The sequence below is a fragment of the Bradyrhizobium diazoefficiens USDA 110 genome (assembly GCF_000011365.1).
In the GTDB taxonomy this organism is placed as follows: domain Bacteria; phylum Pseudomonadota; class Alphaproteobacteria; order Rhizobiales; family Xanthobacteraceae; genus Bradyrhizobium; species Bradyrhizobium diazoefficiens.
This window is the reverse complement of the sequence record NC_004463.1, coordinates 920,660-938,168: the sequence shown is the minus strand read 5'-3', so window position 1 is coordinate 938,168 and position 17,509 is coordinate 920,660. Positions and strand designations below refer to the sequence as shown.

Sequence of the window (17,509 nt, the reverse complement as noted above, 5' to 3'; positions counted from 1 at the left end):
ACCGTAAAAAATTTTGCACTCGACCTCGGTAAGAGGGCGAGGACGGGAGCACTCTGGGCCGGGAGGAGCCTCGCTGGCGATCGAAAAGACTGTAGCAAATAGGTTCGGATTTCGGGAGCTGATGAGCTCGGAGCCGGCATGAGAATCGCCAGAGACCTCTATTCCTCAAGCTCGAATACATATTAGCTGCTCGCGACGGCAGACCTCTTTGTTGCTCGCTTCAGCATTCCTCGGGCCCCCAAACGCTGCTAGTCAGCGCTTGAGCTCACGCAACGGACGGCCAACTGAAAACGGAACCGAATAAATCGCTGATCTTCGTCGAAGCAGCTGTCTCGATCCACGCCGAGCCTTGTCCCTTTTTTGGCCTTGGGGTTTGCCATCCCCGCTCAACGTAGGCGATGTTAGTAACGATCTTCCGTCAGATCTGGCGTCGAGATAATATTGTTACCAGTGATCAAAAGAACGCCTCGCCTGTCGCAGACATCGTGGCGGTCAGAAGCGCTCGATCCAGGTATAAATTTCGGCTTTCGCAGCTCGTCTCCGCGATGAGCAAACAGCTATGGCAAGCGGCTCCGTGGGTTGCGCGATCGCCACTCTGGGTGTCGGGCTCGTGATCAGAGCAAACCGGATCGTTCGAGCATATCGCAACTCGATCCAAGGCCGCCTTGAGGATGGAGGCAAATCGAGGGGCGGTCGCGACGAGACCTCCCAAGGTTCCCTGTGCTCCGGCCGTCGCGGTATAGATCAATATCCCGAAGCGGCCTCCGTCGCCCTCGGGCAACGCGTAAATCCTTTCCTTGAGGGCACTGGCTGGATATCCGCAATCAAGGGCAATTTCAGACATGAGCGCGTGCGACAGGCTATGCAGCAACGCGTATGGCAGGCCGGGATACTTCGGGCCTTTGCCGCCGAATCGGAGCGACCAATGCTGAAACCCAGCGATCAGCTTCGAATCTCGCTCCTTGGCCGGCCCCTCGTTCATCCAAGCGCGGATTTTGGCCTCGTCAAAGTGCACAAACAGGCCTTCGCCAAACTGTTCGATCGCAGGTAACCAGTCGGCGTCTCTCGATATTGGCGCACCGTCGACCGCTAGGCTCACGTCCTCAATGTCACCATCGCTAGACGTGGGTGCGGCTTCGAACCTTGTAAAACCATAAAGGCAGGAAACCTCCCGAAGCCTGTGGACCGCAACAAGGCTTCTTACGCTCGATAGATCAATGTCCGAGGCGCCGGCCCAGGCCAAACGTTTCAGAGTTTGAGCGTAAAGTTTGGCCGCCGGATGATTCTGACCTATCTCCTCGCGTCCGCTGGCGAATACGTCGAACTCAGCCACCTTGGGGGATTTTGAGGCGTCAGCTTTTGCCCCTTCGCGAATCCTGATCAGACGCTCAAAGATATCGCCGTCGGCGAATTCCCCGAGTGACGCGGCAATCTTTGGATTAAATTGCTTTGCGGCAGCGACGTGCTCCATCGATTTGACGTTGGTCAACTCGCCCGAGAGCTCCGCGACAAGCTTCGTTAATTCATCCTCTTCTGATGGAAGCGAAATGATCGTCAGAACCTGGGGGAAATAGGTATTCGTCGCGGTTCGGGTGAGGAGCTTCAGATTCAGGTCGCATCCATCCGGGTCCTTGTCGAGCAACCATGGACGCTCGCCACGGCATTTTCCAAGCCTGCCGGGGATAAATGCCTCTTGGAGGGATAGCCGCCTGCCGCAGCCGCACACGACGGAAGTATCCGCGGGGTCGGCACTCGTCCCCTTTTCTTCTACCCACATCGGCTCCTGGCAAACCGTGGTGCCATGCACGACCCAGCGCCAATCGATGTCCTGCAAGTGCCCCTTTGTGCAGGCGCAAACGAAGCGGATTGGCGTTACTTCACTCTTTCGTCCGTCATCAAAATTGAAGCGCTTGCGACCCGTGGCGTCCAAATCCTTCCACCGCACCAGTCGGCGGCGGCGAAATCCCGCAGGCCCCGTTCCTACAACGTCGACCTCCTCGCAGACGAACCAGGCCGGAAATATCGCCGATGATATACCGCGAGGCTCTCCATTCGGTGCTGCCTCGGTGGTCGGAGGCGTTCGAAGAAAAAGACTCTTGCTTTGATCCAGCCGGTTCCGGTCTTTCAAGAGCTTTTCGAGGCGCTCCTGGAGGCGCGGCTCCGACAGAGTTGTAAACCCGCCGCCTTTCATATCCCATTGCTCGAGTCCCCCGATGACCACGGATCGCGTTGGCAAATCCACCATGGCCCCCGGGCCGAACGTGGAAATGACCTGGCTGAGGCGCTGCGTATTCTTGCTCATCAGACGTCATCCGCGTTGGCTATGACTTTTCCATCGGGGTCCTTCACCTTCAGCGTCACACTCGGCTCAACATCCCGCATCGACCGACCAGCAATGAAAAGCTGATGGCCTTGCGAGAGGTTGGGTATTTCCGGTGCTAGCGGCATATGAAGCAGTCGATTTGGACTCTTTTTGTGGGCGTAGGCGAAGACGTTTCCGCCGGCCGCCTGATCTTGCGCAGTCGCTATCCATGCGTCGAGAATGGCGTCAATCTGCAGGGCGAGGGCCGCCCTACCCCCGGCAATCGCCCTGTCAGGAGCCCGACTGAGAATTGCATCACGGACGCGTTGTCGCGTCAGAGGATGGTCCTTCAGCACCCCAACGGCGGTATCCGGAGTTAGGCTCTCATCCACGTGACGGGCGGCGGCGACCACGATTGCGGCCAAGGCCCTATCGAGCGCCCTCGCTGCCCACGGTGTTACGCTGGTGGCTTCAACCGCTCGATAGAAGGTTCGGTGAAATTGGCAGAATTGCTCAAAGTGCATTCGGTCGCGTGGCTTGTGCACGTTAAGCACAACAACCACCAAACCAGGACGGTCGTGATCGCGACCGACGCGGCTCGTAGCCTGAATATACTCTGCCGCAGTCTTCGGCTGGCCCTGGACCAGCATCAAGCCTAGGCGGGTGATATCCAGACCGACCGAAATCATGTTGGTGGCAAGCGCGACGTCCACGACCTCACTCGGCGAACCGAAGACGGCCTCAAGCCGCTGCTTGGCCTCGGCCACTTTGTCGGTCGACTCGCGCGACGTCAGCTCCATCGGAGCTTTGATTTGTCGATCTGCGAAAATGACGTCAGGTGGCTCGATCCGACATCGCTGAGTTCCGTAACGGCTGACGCGATCGCGGATCTCGTCTTCGACGATCCGTCTGGCTCCACCCAGTTCGCGGAGAGCGTTGAAGTAACATAGCGCCGTCATGTATGGATCGGCTGGATTGTTCTTGCCCGGCAGAACAGATGCCGCAGCCTGGTCGTAAGCAGCTTGCGCCGCGGACAACAGGGTTGTCAGGGCACGCAGATAGACAAGCTTGGGGCCCTTCCCTTGCGCGGCGATGCCTAGATACCAGCGCGCAGGGTTCTTTGACGACGGGACCGTCTGGGCAAAAAAGCTATCCGTGCGGTCGATCCCCGGTGGCGGAAAGATCTGTGTCGAAGGCCGGTCGAAAAGCGCCTCGATCTGCGCCGCAGCGCGTCTAACGGTTGCGGTTGAGGCGACAATCTTCGGTCGGATACGCTTGTCGCCTTTCGTGCGTGTCGCAAGCTGATCAATCGCGCATTCGTAGAGACCCGCGACGGTGCCAAGTGGCCCGGCGATCAGATGAAGCTCGTCCTGAATGATCAAGTCCGGCGGATCGAGCGACCAACCATTTCCCAGCGGCTGTCCTTGTCGAGGTTCGGCTGCTCCAAAAAAGCCGAGCCCCTCCTGAAATCGATCGACGTGTCCAAAGAACGCGCCCGTCTGCCCTTCCCAAGGCAAGCTCGCGAATTTATCGACGGTCGCGATCAGGAACGCGGGCAATCGGCGATAGATTGGCTCGTCGACGGTGAGCACCGGCAAAGCGCGGTTCCCGGTGAAATCGCAGGAAAGATTGTCGCAGCGGATTTCGAGGTTGGTCGGGGCCGTCTCGTTGGGACGGCAAGCAAAAGAGTTCTTCGTAAAGGGCGTTCCACACCACGGACAAGCCTTTAGGGGAGCTGGCGCCCTTTTGTCCTTGCCATTGCGGTAGCGGCGAACACGTCCGACAGCCGTATGTTCGTCCGTGTTGCCTTTCCCGCCCAGCTTGTTCGGCGACGCATCAGAACCGACCCAAAGCCCGATTTCGATCGGCCAATCACCCAGGAGTCGTCTCCCCTTCTGATCGAGATTAGTCGGACTTGTGCGCATTAGCTCGAGGGCGCAGACCACGCCCGCGGCGCGGGCAAGCTGGTCGAGCGTCAGGAGGCGCAACGTGTAGCGCATAATGACTGCCACGCCGGCACCCAGAATGCCTGGGCCGGTCAGCCGTCGGAATGCGATGACGAAAGCAGCAAGACCCAGATAGGCCTCGGTCTTGCCGCCGCCCGTCGGGAAAAACAGCAGGTCCGCCTTCTCTCTATCGGGATGCGTCTTGTCCACAAGACCGGACAGATTCAATAGAATGAAAGCGAGCTGAAACGGTCGCCATTCAGGCTTGCGCTGGGCCGCCGGGTCTCCATTCGGACCGGCGTTGCGCCGGCGGGCAGCCATAGCGATGGATGCATTCATGAAGCGAAATGCGGTCCGCGCAATGCTGTTTGAGCTTACGAGATTGATGCCGGCCGCGATACGGTCGCGTGCAGTTTCCATATCCTCTATCAGGCGATCTGCCGTCGCTTGACGTTGCCCTGAAAGACCCTTGCCTTTCGCACGTTCGAGTCCAATCCAAACCTCGTATAAATCAGGAAGAGCTGCGAGAGCGTCGGCGAGAGGCTTCTCGCCTTCATTTGCCTTCTCGACAAGGTCCTCCATGCCGAAAACGACGCGAGATGTCAGCGTTTTATCTTCGTTAGGCGCCACGCGTTCGACCTCTGCAACCGGAAGCGGGTCGGTCCAGACGCGCTGAACGGCTGTTGCCTCGTTCTCTGGCGCACTCCAGCCCGCGGCTGCATTGCGGCCGACGGCCCATTCGCGGATATCGCGATAGTGCAGGTCGGCAAGTTGCAGATCGCCATCTTTGGTTCTCATGCCGGACAAGTCACGACGCGGCTGAAAACCGGACGGGCAGACAAGTTCAAGCCGCGCCTGAAACGCGAAGGAAACATCGGAGTAACTGCTTTGAGGCACGATAGCCCGCCGATTGACAAGGAAGACGGTTAGCGCCCGCACCCGCTCTGGAGTGCCATCCGGTGTCACGTAGTCAAAAATGCGCGAATGGGATTCGAGCTGAAGTCCGCCGCCGCGTCGTTGCTCGGCGGCGCTTTCCCGAACGACAATCGGATTAGCTCTCCCCTCCTTCGACAGAATGATAGTCTCGGTGCGTGCCTTGGGAATTCGAACCCATTCGACCGCAACGCGGGCCTTCCGCTTCCGTTTTCCGTCCGTGCCGACTTCTTCGGGCTCAGATTCGCCGATCAGAACGCTCTCAGGAAGCGGGGGCTCTGTCCGGTAGTCGCCCCAACTGACGTTCGCTTCGATTTCAGTCACGTCTGGGGCAAGCAGAACTGTAAGCCCGATCGACGAGGGTAAGAAACGGCGCGATGTATTCGGAGCATCCGGAGTTTCATTGTCTCCCGCCGCGCCACCAGCGCCAGCCGGATCCGGAGCATCTGTCTCAGGATCGAGCTCTTCCTGTGCATTGGGATCGACGCCTTCATCTTCAGCGGCATCGAGCGCCATGGGGTCGTCGGTCGGCGCGATGAAACCAGCAAGATACCATCGTGAAGGTCTGTCTCGATCACTGAGCCGCTCTCGCTCCAAATCCGCATCGGCGGGCTCAACATTGACGGGCAGTGGGCCGATCAAGTCACGGCGGAAGGTATTGACGATACGACGTCGGATTTCGTTACTGGCCGTCATAGCTCCCCCAGATACTCTTGTTCATTCCGCGTCGTAGTCCCCTTCGCCGCTCAGCTTTTTGCCGTTCATGCGCGGAGCGATGCCGAGGCGAACTTCCTCGGCATGCCGTTCCGCGTTGAGGGCGAGGAGGCGCGCAAGAACTTCATCCCGGAAATCAGATGGCCAGAATAGGCGGCCCTGATACGTGTGGTCATCCTCATTGGTCTCATTGAGAAAGACAGGCTCAGCTCGCGCGGCTAAGTCATGCCAGCCATAAGCGTCCAGCAGCGATCGATCCATTAAAGCATGCAACTCGCGCAGGTGCTGAATGTCGTCCGCAGTCTCGGCGCGCTCATGGAAGCGATTGTAGGTGCCCGTCAGGCCCGTATTGCTTTCACGCATAATCCCAGCGCGCGCCTCGTAATACGACCGACCGACCGTCTCCACCGAGACACGCGCCTGCCAATCTGCGGGAAATGGAAATGTTTCAAAACAAGAGGTTGGAGAATACCTGATCAAATCTAGGGCTGAGCCGCTGAAAGAGCGGGCCCAACATTCATGAATTCTACTTTGCAGTATCGCGAATGCCGCGTCCTGCTCAAAGGGAAAAACAACAAGTTGCTCCGAGAAAATCGTCTTGGCTGGCACGAATGCGAAACCAGTTGCTCTGACCCGAGAGATTACAAGCACGCGCTCGCTTCTAGCTATTGCTGCATAGAGGCCCGGACGCTTTTCGGCATATTGCCACCAGCGTTCACGGTTGGCGTCCCTCTTCTGTCGATCCCGGAGAGGCTTCACTTTCGTTCGAACTATCTCTAGAAGATCAGGCCAGCGCGACGCCTCCGCTAAGTCACGATCAAAAAAGTCTATCGCAAATCGGCGAGGCTCATGTCCGGGACTGTCATTGACCTCCTCCCCGCCGATATACGGGCGTATTAATTCCGCATTCTTGGGATCCCTACGTATCAGCTCAGTCTTCAGGGCAATTGGATTTGCCTCTCCACTAGAATCGTTGTCGTCAAACGTAAAACCCATTCCCAAGAGAATGCTGCCCTGAAAACTCTTCTTAGCATTTGCAGAAAGACGCGCAGGATCCGTGTGGTTTCCAGCATGAAAGAGGAAAGCGGTGATTTTTGGAACGACCCGGCCATTGAGGATAATCGGCATCGTGGCTTTGCCTTTGACGACATGGATCACACTAACCACCACGGACGCGCCGCCAGACCAGCGCACTCGAGACTGCGCTGAGTAGATCGTTCCTCCGTTGAGGCATATCCAGCGGAGGCCTGACCTTCGAGTGTCGCCTTCGCGAATAGTATTCGTTGCGACTAAACCAAACGCGCCGCGCGAACGAATTAAGCGGAAAGCGAGGCGGAAAAAATGAGCAACGAGGTCAGCAGTTGCTGTTGATTCTGTAGCCGCTGTTGTCAGCCATTGATGATAGGCAGGCCGGTTTCCGGCGACAACGGTGTTTTTGCCCGCGAAGGGGGGATTTCCAACTATTGCGTCAAATCCGCCATCGTCAGCGAATACCTCCGGGAATTCGATTTGCCAGTGAAACGGTGCGAGCGGATGTTCCCCTTGCTCAAGGGTCTTGGCTATGACCGTAAGCTTGTTCCATGCCGCCTCAAGTGATCCTGTCAGCCAGCTCTCGACTTCCGTCCGTTTCACCTCCCGATCTTTTGGCTTATCTGCAGCAAAGAACGCCGCGATCACCGCATCTCCAATGAGGCGGATGTCTCGCAACCGCCCCTCTAACGAACGGTGACGCGCCTCTTGAATCGCGCGCGTAGTGTCGTCGGGCGCAGCTCGAATTTCGGCGCGCCCATTCATTACTTCTGCAACGCGATGCTCGACGAGTTGTCGGAACAACGGAAGTCCCGGCTTGGACGTATCCCAATGCACCGCAGCTATTTGTGCTTCCGTCAGACTCACAAGGCTATCACCCGATTTGAGCGCGTGATCCAGGAAAGTGAATTCGTGATCACGAGCGAGCGTGGCGAGCCACAGCGACAGCTTGGCGAGATCGGTAGCCAGCGGATTTTTGTCAACGCCATAGAGGCAACGCTGGGCGACGAGGCGACGCGCATGCAGCTCCTCGTCCTCATCGGCCGGAATGATCGGCTTTCTCTCCGGCCAGTGCGCCCATGCAACAACGAGCTTGGCCGCGAGCGCGCGGCAAGCCTCGACCAAGAACGCGCCTGAGCCCATGGCAGGATCGCACACCTTGAGATCGAGTATTTGCTCCGGCGTCGCATTCGCCCCGAGCTGCTCGAGAGCTGGCTGCAGCGCGTAACGCACGATCGGCCCGGTGAGGCTGCGCGGGGTATAGTGGCTACCCGTGCGGCGGCGCTCATCGGTCGGCTGCAGGATCGGCGTGCCGGAAGGCAATTCACGCTTGCGGGGCGAGGCACGCTCATCAACGATCGAATCCAACGCCGCGACCGCCTCGGCGATGGACCTGGCCGCCTCGACGGCCTTGGCCTGCGCGGCGGTCAGCGCACGGTCACCGTCTTCCTTCAGATACTTGACGCGATCCTTTCCGCTTTTGACAAGCAGCGCGTCAAGATTCACGAATACCGGCGTGTGGTTGTTCTTACCCGCCTTGATGGCGAGCACGCGGCCCGCCGCCGGCTCGACCGTAAAGCCCATCACGGTCTCGTAGACCGAGCCGATCTGTTCGACATCGAGAGTGCGATAGGAAAGTCGTTCGCGGGTGCTGTCGGAACCACGTCCCTTGGCTTCCAGAGTCATCAGACCTTCGAGCACACGTAGGACGCAGCCGTCGGAGACCGTCATGACCGCCGGCTTGTCGGAGTCCAATGTGCGTCCCTCGAGAAACGGAAAGATATCCGGATCAAACAGCTTGCCGCCGCGCGCCTGAATGATGTGCGAGGGGTGACCGCCATGGATCAGCCGAAACAAAGCCAAGAGGCGGCCCCAGCCGCCCCGCCGTTCATCCATGGTGTCGGGGTTCAGCGCAGCATCTTCGGTCAGCTTGGCGTAAAGTCCGCGGACGGAGTAGCCGTTGTCATAGAGCGCGCGCGAGCGGCCGTCGGTGCGCGATGGCAGGAGATCGCGATCCTCGGCATAGAGCACGAACACCAACCGCATCAGGACTGTGAGCAGGCCTTCGTAGAGATGACCGGGCTGCTCGGCGGCGAGCTTCCGGATCGCGCCCGGATCGGCGGCGCTGAGGCCGCGCAACAATTCATGCAGCGCACCGAGCACCTGCTCGGCGAGCGCGGTCGATACCGCAGCCTGTGCCTCGCGGCTCTTCTTCAGGACTGCCGGCAGACGGCGATCTTCGGCGTCGGTGAAGAGCCGTCCGCGGTCGAGCATCAGCTTGAGCCCACCGAGCATGGCGCGACCGCCGACGGTCGCAAGCGACCGGATCGGGAAGGCCAACCAACCGGAGGTCTCGCCCTTCGGGGCATAGACCAGCCGGATATCCTTGTCGGTGATCATCAGCCCCGCGGAGACACCGGTCTCGCGCAACAACCGCTCAAAACGTTGATGCGGGGTCGCCTCCCATCCGCCGAGCGCACCGCGCTGATCGGGATCGATTCCCGGCCCTTCCAACCTGACAAGCAGTTGCCACGGCAGCTCACCGCCCGAGGGATCGACGACGGCCCAATCCGGCGAAAGTGTCGTGTCATACTCCGGCAGGCGCAAGCTAAGGCTGTCGGGTAGAGCAGGACCGCCGGGCGCGCCTGCGACCATCCGCGCTTCCCATCCGAGAATCACTTCCGCGAAGGCCCATGGATCGATCAGGGCGAGCTTGGCCGGATCGGGATCAACAAGCAGCTCGACCTCGGCGCTGTCGATCTGACTCTGCGGCGTCGGCTCAAGGATCAGGTCCTTGACCACGGCTGGTGCGACCACAAGGCCGACCGGCTGCACGTGGTCCAGCCATTCAAGCGCGGGATCGCGGTATGTCTCTCGCATCGCTTAACCTGAAACCGGCCAGAGATAGACAATGCCGACCGGTTCGAGTCGATGCGCCGTCACGTCGTAAGAATGCATGATGCGCTCCGGCTCCGTTTTCATCTCCTGATCGAGCCGTTCAAGCCGCGTTCGCCAATGACGACGATCCGCCTCCTGTTCCCGCCGCTCCTCCTCGGCGATTCCCGGGAGGGAAAGCTGATTGGGATCGAATTCGTCCGCCGCCTTGGAAATTCGGCCACGTTGGCGCTCCAGCAATTCGCGCAGGGACTTTGACTCCTCCTCGCCACGCTTGCGCAACAACTTGGTATTAGTTGCAATGCGCTCGCCGGCGATGCTCTCAAGCGCGGGGCGCAAATCCGTGATGTCTTGCTCAATTAATGTCTGAACGCGCGCAACCGCCATCGCGGGCGCAGGCGTCGCCGTTCTCAACGCCTGCTCCAGCTGATCAAGCGTCCGCGCCTCGCCGCTCTCGCCCAGAGCTTTCAAGGGCCTCTTAGCGCGCTCGGCCTCCGACCAGATCGCAGCGATTGGAATGACCTCCTCGTGCAAGCGCGTCGCTCCGCTGCCATACAGGCTGAGGCGTCCCATCAGGACGATGCGCGGCTGCGCGCCCGGCCCCATGATCACCGAAACGCGTGACAAGCTGGATTCGAAGCCTTGCGAAATGAACCGTGACAACAGCCTTCGGACAAGACGGTGTTCGAGATGGACCTGGACGACATTCGGCGCGTCGCGACCGTCCGCCAGCACCGGAGGTTTGAAGGAAATCGAGCGGATCGGCGCGTTACGCCGCCAATCCGAATAACGTTCGCCGCGCTTTCGCGGCCGGATTCGCAGATCATCGAACGCATCGCCCCAGCCGCCCTCGCCCTTGAAGGCCAGATGAGAGGGATCGAAACGATAGGTTTCGACCGGGCCGACAGCTTCCGCTCGGGCCTCGTCGAAATGATAACCCGCACGATCAAGCGCGACAGCCACCACATGCCTCAGATCGTCCTGGTTGACTCCCACCTTCTCTTGCGAGTCTTCCAGCACCCGTTGCAGCTCGCGCTGCTCCTTGGTGATCTTCTCGAAGCGGACGCGCTCATCATCGTCCATCTCGGCCCGCGCCCGGGCAAGACGCTCGGCATCGCTCTCCGCCTCGATGGCTTTGGCGATCTCCGCGGCCGCACCTTGACGGATGCCACTTTCCGCCAGACGTTTCGTCACGCGCTCTTCGATCAGTTGACCGACCGAGCCGAGCTGATTGCGGATCGATTCGGTCTTTCGCACAAGGGCGTCGAGAACGATGTCTGCTTCGCGCTGCTCATATTTGAAGTAGCGGCAAATGATTAGCTTTGCCGGCTGCAGCTTGCGATCTATGCGCCCGTTGCGCTGTTCGAGACGAGAGGGGTTCCAAGGTAAGTCGAAGTGGATCAAGTCCGAGCAATAAGTCTGGAGATTGATGCCTTCGCGGGCAGCGTCGGTGCAAAGCAGTATCCGGACAGGCTCAATCGCTGGGTCGGTGTTGAAGGCGCGCTTGACGGCCTCGCGCTTGTCCGTGCCGGTGGCGCCCGAGAACACAAGGATGCGCTCGTCCGATCTATCGGTGGCATCGATTGCCTCAAGCAGCCGCCGTTCCAACCATCGGCGCGTGTCTTCGTATTCGGTGAAAATGATCAGGCGTCGATTGTTCCATGTCTTACCCGCGAGCATATTGGCTTTGACCCATTCGACCAGCCAGCGAACCCTGGCGTCGGGGCGGCTTGCGGAAGCCTCGGCAATCGCCAGCATGTCATCGACCGCGGCAAGCTCTGCTTCAAGCGCGCTCTTTGTGGCTCCGAGCGCCCCCGCGCGAGACGCCGCCTCGGTCGCGGAGGCTTCGTCTTGATCCATGGTTGCTTCGGCTTCCGAATCCTCGAGGTCAAGCTCGGCAGTGACCTCACCGCTCGGCGAAGCCACGAATGTCAGCGCGGCTTGTGATTCACGCGCAGTAATCTCCCCGTCGATCAGCTTTGCCAGCGAACCACGATGAACCTTCAGCGTTTTGGCAAATGCAGCGTTTGATGAAAGCAGGCGTTGCTGCAATCCCACGAACGCAAGCTTGGCTAACGCAGCCTTTTGGCCCGGCAGGGTCGATATGCGTGCCATCCGTAGTTCGCCATACGCGGCGAGCCGACGAGCGAGATCGAGTTCCGGCGCATCGGCCGGGAGGCCCGAAATTGGAACTGCCTCGATACGGCGCTCTGGAAACGCCTCGCCGAGTCGACGGAGATCCGACTTCAGCCGACGGACCATGACCGGCTCAAGGTCCCTTGGTCGGACCTCGACGCCACGCGTAAACCGCTGGGGGTCGAGCATCTCAAGCAACGCCGAAAAGCTGTTGCTATGCCCATTATGCGGCGTGGCGGAAAGGAACAGGCGATGCTCGAAGCGCTCGGAGATGTTGCGGACAGCCTTGGTGAACTGGCTTGAGATCGCATAACGCGATCCTCCGGCGGGGGCCGCATGATGGGCTTCATCAAGGATCAGCAAGGCACGGGCGCGAAACTCTCCAAGGACATCCCTTAGTCCGGAGATGTAAATCTCGTCGGTGAGAAGGCGGTGAGAGATGATGAATCGCGAGCCTGTTCGCCACGGATTGACGCCGAAGCCGTGCAACCGCCTCATCTCTGCAAGATGCTCTCGGTCGACAATTTGGAAGGAGAGACCGAATTTCGCTTGCAGCTCGTCTTTCCACTGCAATGTCATGGACGGCGGCGCTGCCACAACGATGAAGTCTATGCGGCGGCGCAGCAAGAGCTCCCGTGCGATCAGGCCGGCTTCAACAGTCTTACCAAGCCCGACGTCATCCGCGATCAGCAGATTTACGCGGGGCAGCCTCAGGGCCTTCCGCAAGGGTAGAAGCTGGTAGGTATCTAACCGAATTCCCGCCCGGAAGGGCGCTTGAAACAAGTCCCGTTCAGCGGCCGTGGAGGAATTCCAACGAATCACCCGCAAATGGGCCGCGAACACGTCTGCTGAATCCGGTCCGCTTGCCCCGACACGTTGCCAGTTATCCTCGCCCAGGATCTTTGGCCCGATCTCGGCATCCCAGATGACCTCGAGTTGCTCGCCCTGGGCGTCGTCGGCAATGCACGAAAGCCTCAGCGACTCGAACTCTCCGCCCCCTTTTACCGTCTCCTCGACCAGCCAAGGCCGCCCACGGAGCTCGACAAAAGCTCCCGCCTCAAGTTTCCCTGCCATTAATCGCTTCCAGATCAGCTTTGGTCGATTGGATAGGACAATAGTTGCGGCAATTGCGCCACACAACTAAATGCTAGAATGTGGAAGCGATAGGTATTTTGGCTCGCCATCGCAGGTAAGGTGATCCTTGAAGCCGCTCCGGCCTATCGCGGATCGCTCCTAGATGTCGCGAGACTGCATTGGTTGATGCGCCTCTGGGGCTTTTAAGACTATTTCTCTTTGGATCGATATATGCCTCCCCAACCCCTCTCAAGAGTGCGATCGAGCGCCAAGGTATTCGCAAGCCCGGAGGCTATCCAGCGGCGCCCAAAATTGGCGCCATTCGTTGCGGAGATCATAGTCAGGTGGGCTGATATCGAAGCCAACGTCGGTTCGATTCTAGCCTTCCTGCTGGCAGCTGAGGCAGGGCCTACGATTGCAATGCTGCAGACTGTCCGAAGCGCGAGCGCGCAGATGGACATGATAGTATCTGCGGGCAAAATAAAGCTGATAGATCCCGAATTGGAGATGTTCGAGGCGGTCGTGAGGCTTGCTCGATCCGCCGCCCGGAAACGAAACAATGTTGCGCATCACATCTGGGCTTTTTGTGACGAACTTCCCGACGCGCTCTTGTTAGTTGAGCCTGTTGCATACCTCGACATATTCGTCGCGGTTTCCGAAGCAAATCTAGATCCAAAGTTTGAGACGCTAAACAAGAGCCGGTTTGAACCTGATAACTCGCGAATATTGGTCTACCGTCAGTCGGACTTTGTCGAAATCATTGAAGAGCTGAAATCAATCGCGAGATGCACGACGTTCTTGATAAACTATCTTCACCCGGAACACCCGAGCCGCGACCAAATGTATTCGCTCCTATGGAACGAACCCCTCATTGAATCGGCGGTTAAGGCAGTTCGTAAGAGTCGACCTTCCGTCCCTGAGCCAGAGTAACGACGCGGGCGTAATCGCTGCAAAGCAGCGATTTAGATCCGCCACAGTCCCGGCACGTTCGGCACGTGCTTTCCTGGCGCACCCGACACGATTCGAACGTGCGACCTTGGCCTGAGGAGGGCTACGCGGCCATCCAACCGAGCCCACCAAGGCAAACGTAGCGGTTGCCCACCCCTCGCCAATCGGCTAAATGAGGCCCACTGCACCCGTAGCTCAGCTGGATAGAGCGTTGCCCTCCGAAGGCAAAGGTCACACGTTCGAATCGTGTCGGGTGCGCCAGCCTTGTCGCCGTCTTCACGCCAGCGCCTAGCTGAGCATCGAGATCATCGTCTGGATCTGGTCCGAGGCGGACGCGACCAGGCCGTCGTAGGACGTCTGGCCGTGTGCGGCGGCCTTCAGGATGCATTCGGCCACAGCCGCTTTCAGACCGAAGACCGATTGATGGGCCGGTACGCTCGCCATCACGGTCTCCAGCGCTTGACGCATCGTGCGAATGAGCTCGGAGCTGTATTGCATGGATTGTCCTCCGCGCCCTCATATTAGATCGCGTGCCCCTGCTTGCCACTCACAAGCCTGAGACTGTTCTTTGAACCTGGTCGAGACTGAACGCCTCAATTCAAACGCCAGATGGCCGCATTGAGCAGGCCGGCCAACGCGACCCAGGCTGCGTAAGGCGCGAAAAGCATCGATCGCCTCGCGCTTCTCCTTGCACGATTGTATCATCTCTCCATGAGCGATTCCGGCACGGTGACGGGCGAAACCTCGCCCGTCCGCAAGATCATCCATATCGACATGGATGCGTTCTATGCGTCCGTGGAGCAGCGCGACAATCCGGAGCTGCGCGGCAAGCCGGTCGCGGTCGGAGGCTCCGCCGAACGCGGCGTCGTCGCGGCCGCCAGCTACGAGGCCCGCAAGTTCGGCGTTCGCTCTGCCATGCCGTCGGTGACGGCGAAGCGGCAATGTCCCGACCTGATCTTCGTCAGGCCGCGCTTCGAGGTCTACAAGGCGATCTCCAGGCAGATCCGCGAGATCTTTGCCGAGCACACGCCGATCATCGAGCCGTTGTCGCTCGACGAGGCCTATCTCGACGTGACGGAAAACCTGCAAGGCATTCCGCTGGCACGGGACGTCGCGCTGCGGATCCGCGAGAAGATCAAGGCCGAGACGGGGCTCAACGCTTCGGCGGGCATCTCCTACAACAAGTTTCTGGCCAAGCTCGCCTCCGATCATCGCAAGCCCAACGGCCAGTTCGTGATCTCCCCGGAGATGGGACCCGCCTTCGTCGAGGCGCTGCCCGTCGGCAAGTTCCACGGGATAGGCCCGGCGACCAGTGCGAAGATGAACGCGCTCGGCATATTTACCGGTCGCGACATGCGTAACCAGACGCTGGAGTTCATGAACGCGAATTTCGGCAAGGCGGGTGCCTATTACTATTGGATCTCACGCGGTGTCGACGAACGTCCGGTGCGGGCCAACCGGATCCGCAAGTCGATCGGCGCGGAGACCACGTTCCAGGCCGACCTCGACGAATTCGACGCGCTGGTCGCCGCGCTCAAGCCTCTCGTCGACAAGGTCTGGCGCCATTGCGAGGCGACCGGCAATCGCGGCCGCACCGTCACCTTGAAGATCAAATTTGCTGACTTCGAGATCATCACACGCAGCAGGTCCGCACCAACACCGGTTGCAGGCCGGGACGATCTGGAGCGGCTGACCTGCGGCCTGCTCGAAGTCGAGATGCCGCTGCCCAAGCGCGTCAGGCTGTTGGGCGTATCGCTGTCTGCCCTCCAGGACGGGGATGATCCGGAGCCGCAGCTGACTTTCGGTATCTGAACCTGATGGTCGGTGACGGGATTTTTCAAAAATCGCTTTCGAATGTGCCGCGCGCAACGACGGCTAGGAAACCAGCCTGGTGCGAAGCCGCCTGTACTCGTCATCCGTTACGGATCCCGCCTTTCTGAGCTGATCAAGCTTGGTAAGCTCGTCTGCAACGCTGAAGCCGACGATGTGCCGCAACTCCTCGCGCGCCCGCTGAGCTTGCTCGGCGTTACGTTCGGCCATGCTTCGCCCTTGCGTAATGAGGTATGCAAAGATGCCGAGGTAGGAGGTCAGAACCAGCGCGAGCACCCATAGTGCCTTGCCCCACCCGGAGATGTCGTGGCGCCTGAACAGGTCGCCATAGATGACGATGAGCAGCCAGAACCAGACGACGAATGCGAATATCGCAATCATGTCCATCAGGAAATTTCGGTACGTGAATCCCTCTTGAACGAAGAACATTGCAATCCCCTCGTTGAATTACCGTTCTCGATCCGTCGCTCCACTTAACGGCAGTACCGATGCGACACGCGGTGCGATCTTCCGCTGCTCGAGCGGTACCAGCAGCTGCCGTTCCGCCAATAATATCTATGCCAATGCCGATGCCGCCGGTGGGCGCCGGCGATCGCTCCGGCCGTAGCTCCTATCGCAGCGCCGCGACGACCACCGACGGCACCGCCGATGACCGCACCCCGAAGCGCGCTCTGAGGATACGATTCGCTGGAAGGGAACATTCCCGCGAACGCGAGCAGGATGACGAACAGTGCAAGCTTTCGCATCTGAGCGTGCCTTTCCTGATTGGACGCGTCTGCCGCGCAGATAACCGCAGAACGGTTTATCTCTGAGGGTGATCAGCGCCGCCGCGGAGCGGCATAGCGTGGATTGATGCCGCAATATGCGTTCGTGCCGGAAGCGGCAGCCAGACATTGCGGGCGTGTGGCGAACTGGCAATTGCCCGGAAAGCCCCAGTTGCGACCACGCAGGCAGTAACGATCCGCCTCGGCGGCCTGGGCCGGCCCCGAGAATACAACGGATAAAAATGTGGCAAGCATCGGAACGGCACGATGCATCTCGACCTCCATGGATGGATGGAGGCGAATTATATCGCCGACGCGTCGGCCATACCGCCAGTAAAAGCCCTTGCCAGACGCTGCGGCGTTTATTGATGCGACCTGAGGCGAAAAGCGCCCACGCTATCGCGAAAATCTCAAGCTCGGGGCTGCATGAAGGCGGCCGTATCGATTGACGGCGCCACACCTTCACGGCGGGAGTCTCCCCCGCCGATCTGATCTTCCTTCACGACCAGCAATGGTCAATGCCTCACGTGCTCGAACACGACGATCACACCCGTCGGCTCCGGCTCGTGGGCCATCAGGCGCGTGAGGTCGGCATCGCTCCAGTCGGCGAGGCTGACGACTTCGCCGGTCTGGCGCTCGGCGCCAAGCGACGGGGTCGGCTCGAGGACCTTCAGGCCCGTCTCGTCGACGAAGAAGGTGTGCTCGCCGAACATGCTGTTGAGCTGCGGCATGGCGGGATGCTCGTCGGGCAGCACCTGGGCGCCGAGTTGGTTGACGGTCTGCTTCACCTGTTCGGATGTGAGCTTCATGGGCTGCTCCGTTTCTGTCGTGCCGGGTTTCATTGAGTTGAGCTAGGACGGGCGTTCCCTGCGCCTGTGTCGCCTGGCTCAAATTCCCGAACGGGTGCTGCGCACAAATGTTCCGGTGAAATGTATTTC

General features: G+C 59.6%; 10 protein-coding genes, 2 tRNA genes and 1 pseudogene. 3 read left to right on the top strand and 10 right to left on the bottom strand.

Annotation, left to right across the window (positions count from 1 at the left end; genetic code table 11):
- Positions 1–454: 454 nt before the first annotated feature.
- The 4 genes from drmB to drmD are packed head-to-tail and all read right to left on the bottom strand — an operon-like array spanning position 455 to position 13,029.
- Entirely contained in the window at positions 455–2,302 is a 1,848-nt protein-coding gene (drmB, locus tag BJA_RS04395; protein WP_011083689.1) for a DUF1998 domain-containing protein, read from the bottom strand.
- Positions 2,302–5,877: a DISARM system helicase DrmA gene (gene drmA / locus BJA_RS04390; RefSeq protein WP_011083688.1), complete on the bottom strand. Its 3,576-nt coding sequence runs from the start codon at positions 5,875–5,877 to the stop codon at positions 2,302–2,304. Before drmA ends, drmB begins: the two co-directional genes overlap by 1 nt.
- 21 nt (positions 5,878–5,898) lie before the next feature.
- Positions 5,899–9,804, bottom strand: coding sequence for an Eco57I restriction-modification methylase domain-containing protein (locus BJA_RS04385; protein WP_011083687.1), 3,906 nt, complete (start codon positions 9,802–9,804; stop codon positions 5,899–5,901).
- Positions 9,805–9,807: 3 nt separating this feature from the next.
- A complete protein-coding gene (gene drmD / locus BJA_RS04380; protein ID WP_011083686.1) occupies positions 9,808–13,029 on the bottom strand; it encodes a DISARM system SNF2-like helicase DrmD in 3,222 nt (1,073 codons plus the stop codon).
- A 312-nt stretch (positions 13,030–13,341) separates the two neighbouring features.
- On the opposite strand from drmD, the gene BJA_RS04375 reads away from it, so the two are divergent.
- Entirely contained in the window at positions 13,342–13,959 is a 618-nt protein-coding gene (locus BJA_RS04375) for a hypothetical protein (protein WP_063921370.1), read from the top strand.
- Between the two features lie 74 nt (positions 13,960–14,033).
- Here the strand turns inward: BJA_RS04375 and BJA_RS04370 are convergent.
- A tRNA-Arg gene (locus BJA_RS04370) sits at positions 14,034–14,106 on the bottom strand.
- Positions 14,107–14,161: 55 nt separating this feature from the next.
- Between BJA_RS04370 and BJA_RS04365 the strand changes: the two genes are divergently transcribed.
- Positions 14,162–14,238: transfer RNA gene (locus BJA_RS04365), tRNA-Arg, on the top strand.
- A 27-nt stretch (positions 14,239–14,265) separates the two neighbouring features.
- On the opposite strand, the gene BJA_RS04360 is transcribed toward BJA_RS04365, so the two are convergent.
- On the bottom strand, positions 14,266–14,475 hold the full coding sequence (locus tag BJA_RS04360; RefSeq protein ID WP_011083684.1) for a hypothetical protein: 210 nt from the start codon (positions 14,473–14,475) through the stop codon (positions 14,266–14,268).
- Between the two features lie 95 nt (positions 14,476–14,570).
- Positions 14,571–14,651, bottom strand: a pseudogene (locus BJA_RS43805) (tryptophan-rich sensory protein); the annotation flags it as partial.
- Positions 14,652–14,688: 37 nt separating this feature from the next.
- On the opposite strand from BJA_RS43805, the gene dinB reads away from it, so the two are divergent.
- Positions 14,689–15,789: a DNA polymerase IV gene (gene dinB, locus BJA_RS04350; protein ID WP_011083683.1), complete on the top strand. Its 1,101-nt coding sequence runs from the start codon at positions 14,689–14,691 to the stop codon at positions 15,787–15,789.
- Between the two features lie 63 nt (positions 15,790–15,852).
- Here dinB and BJA_RS04345 read toward each other — a convergent pair whose 3' ends face one another.
- The 3 genes from BJA_RS04345 to BJA_RS04335 all read right to left on the bottom strand — a co-directional run bounded on the left by BJA_RS04345 (position 15,853) and on the right by BJA_RS04335 (position 17,380).
- Positions 15,853–16,236 (bottom strand): SHOCT domain-containing protein, encoded by a 384-nt coding sequence (locus tag BJA_RS04345; RefSeq protein WP_011083682.1) that lies wholly within the window; start codon positions 16,234–16,236, stop codon positions 15,853–15,855.
- Positions 16,237–16,625: 389 nt separating this feature from the next.
- Positions 16,626–16,844: a DUF3551 domain-containing protein gene (locus BJA_RS04340; RefSeq protein ID WP_162494045.1), complete on the bottom strand. Its 219-nt coding sequence runs from the start codon at positions 16,842–16,844 to the stop codon at positions 16,626–16,628.
- 242 nt (positions 16,845–17,086) lie between these two features.
- Positions 17,087–17,380, bottom strand: a complete 294-nt coding sequence (locus tag BJA_RS04335; protein WP_028172575.1) for a hypothetical protein — start codon at positions 17,378–17,380, stop codon at positions 17,087–17,089.
- Positions 17,381–17,509: the final 129 nt, after the last annotated feature.

Excerpts from the sequence above, each read along its gene's own strand:
- BJA_RS04340 (WP_162494045.1), bottom strand. The coding sequence starts at position 16,844 with ATGCATCGTGCCGTTCCGATGCTTGCCACATTTTTATCCGTTGTATTC.
- drmD (WP_011083686.1), bottom strand. The coding sequence starts at position 13,029 with ATGGCAGGGAAACTTGAGGCGGGAGCTTTTGTCGAGCTCCGTGGGCGG.
- BJA_RS04345 (WP_011083682.1), bottom strand. The coding sequence starts at position 16,236 with ATGTTCTTCGTTCAAGAGGGATTCACGTACCGAAATTTCCTGATGGAC.
- BJA_RS04385 (WP_011083687.1), bottom strand. The coding sequence starts at position 9,804 with ATGCGAGAGACATACCGCGATCCCGCGCTTGAATGGCTGGACCACGTG.
- drmA (WP_011083688.1), bottom strand. The coding sequence starts at position 5,877 with ATGACGGCCAGTAACGAAATCCGACGTCGTATCGTCAATACCTTCCGC.
- drmB (WP_011083689.1), bottom strand. The coding sequence starts at position 2,302 with ATGAGCAAGAATACGCAGCGCCTCAGCCAGGTCATTTCCACGTTCGGC.
- BJA_RS04360 (WP_011083684.1), bottom strand. The coding sequence starts at position 14,475 with ATGCAATACAGCTCCGAGCTCATTCGCACGATGCGTCAAGCGCTGGAG.
- BJA_RS04335 (WP_028172575.1), bottom strand. The coding sequence starts at position 17,380 with ATGAAGCTCACATCCGAACAGGTGAAGCAGACCGTCAACCAACTCGGC.
- dinB (WP_011083683.1), top strand. The coding sequence starts at position 14,689 with ATGAGCGATTCCGGCACGGTGACGGGCGAAACCTCGCCCGTCCGCAAG.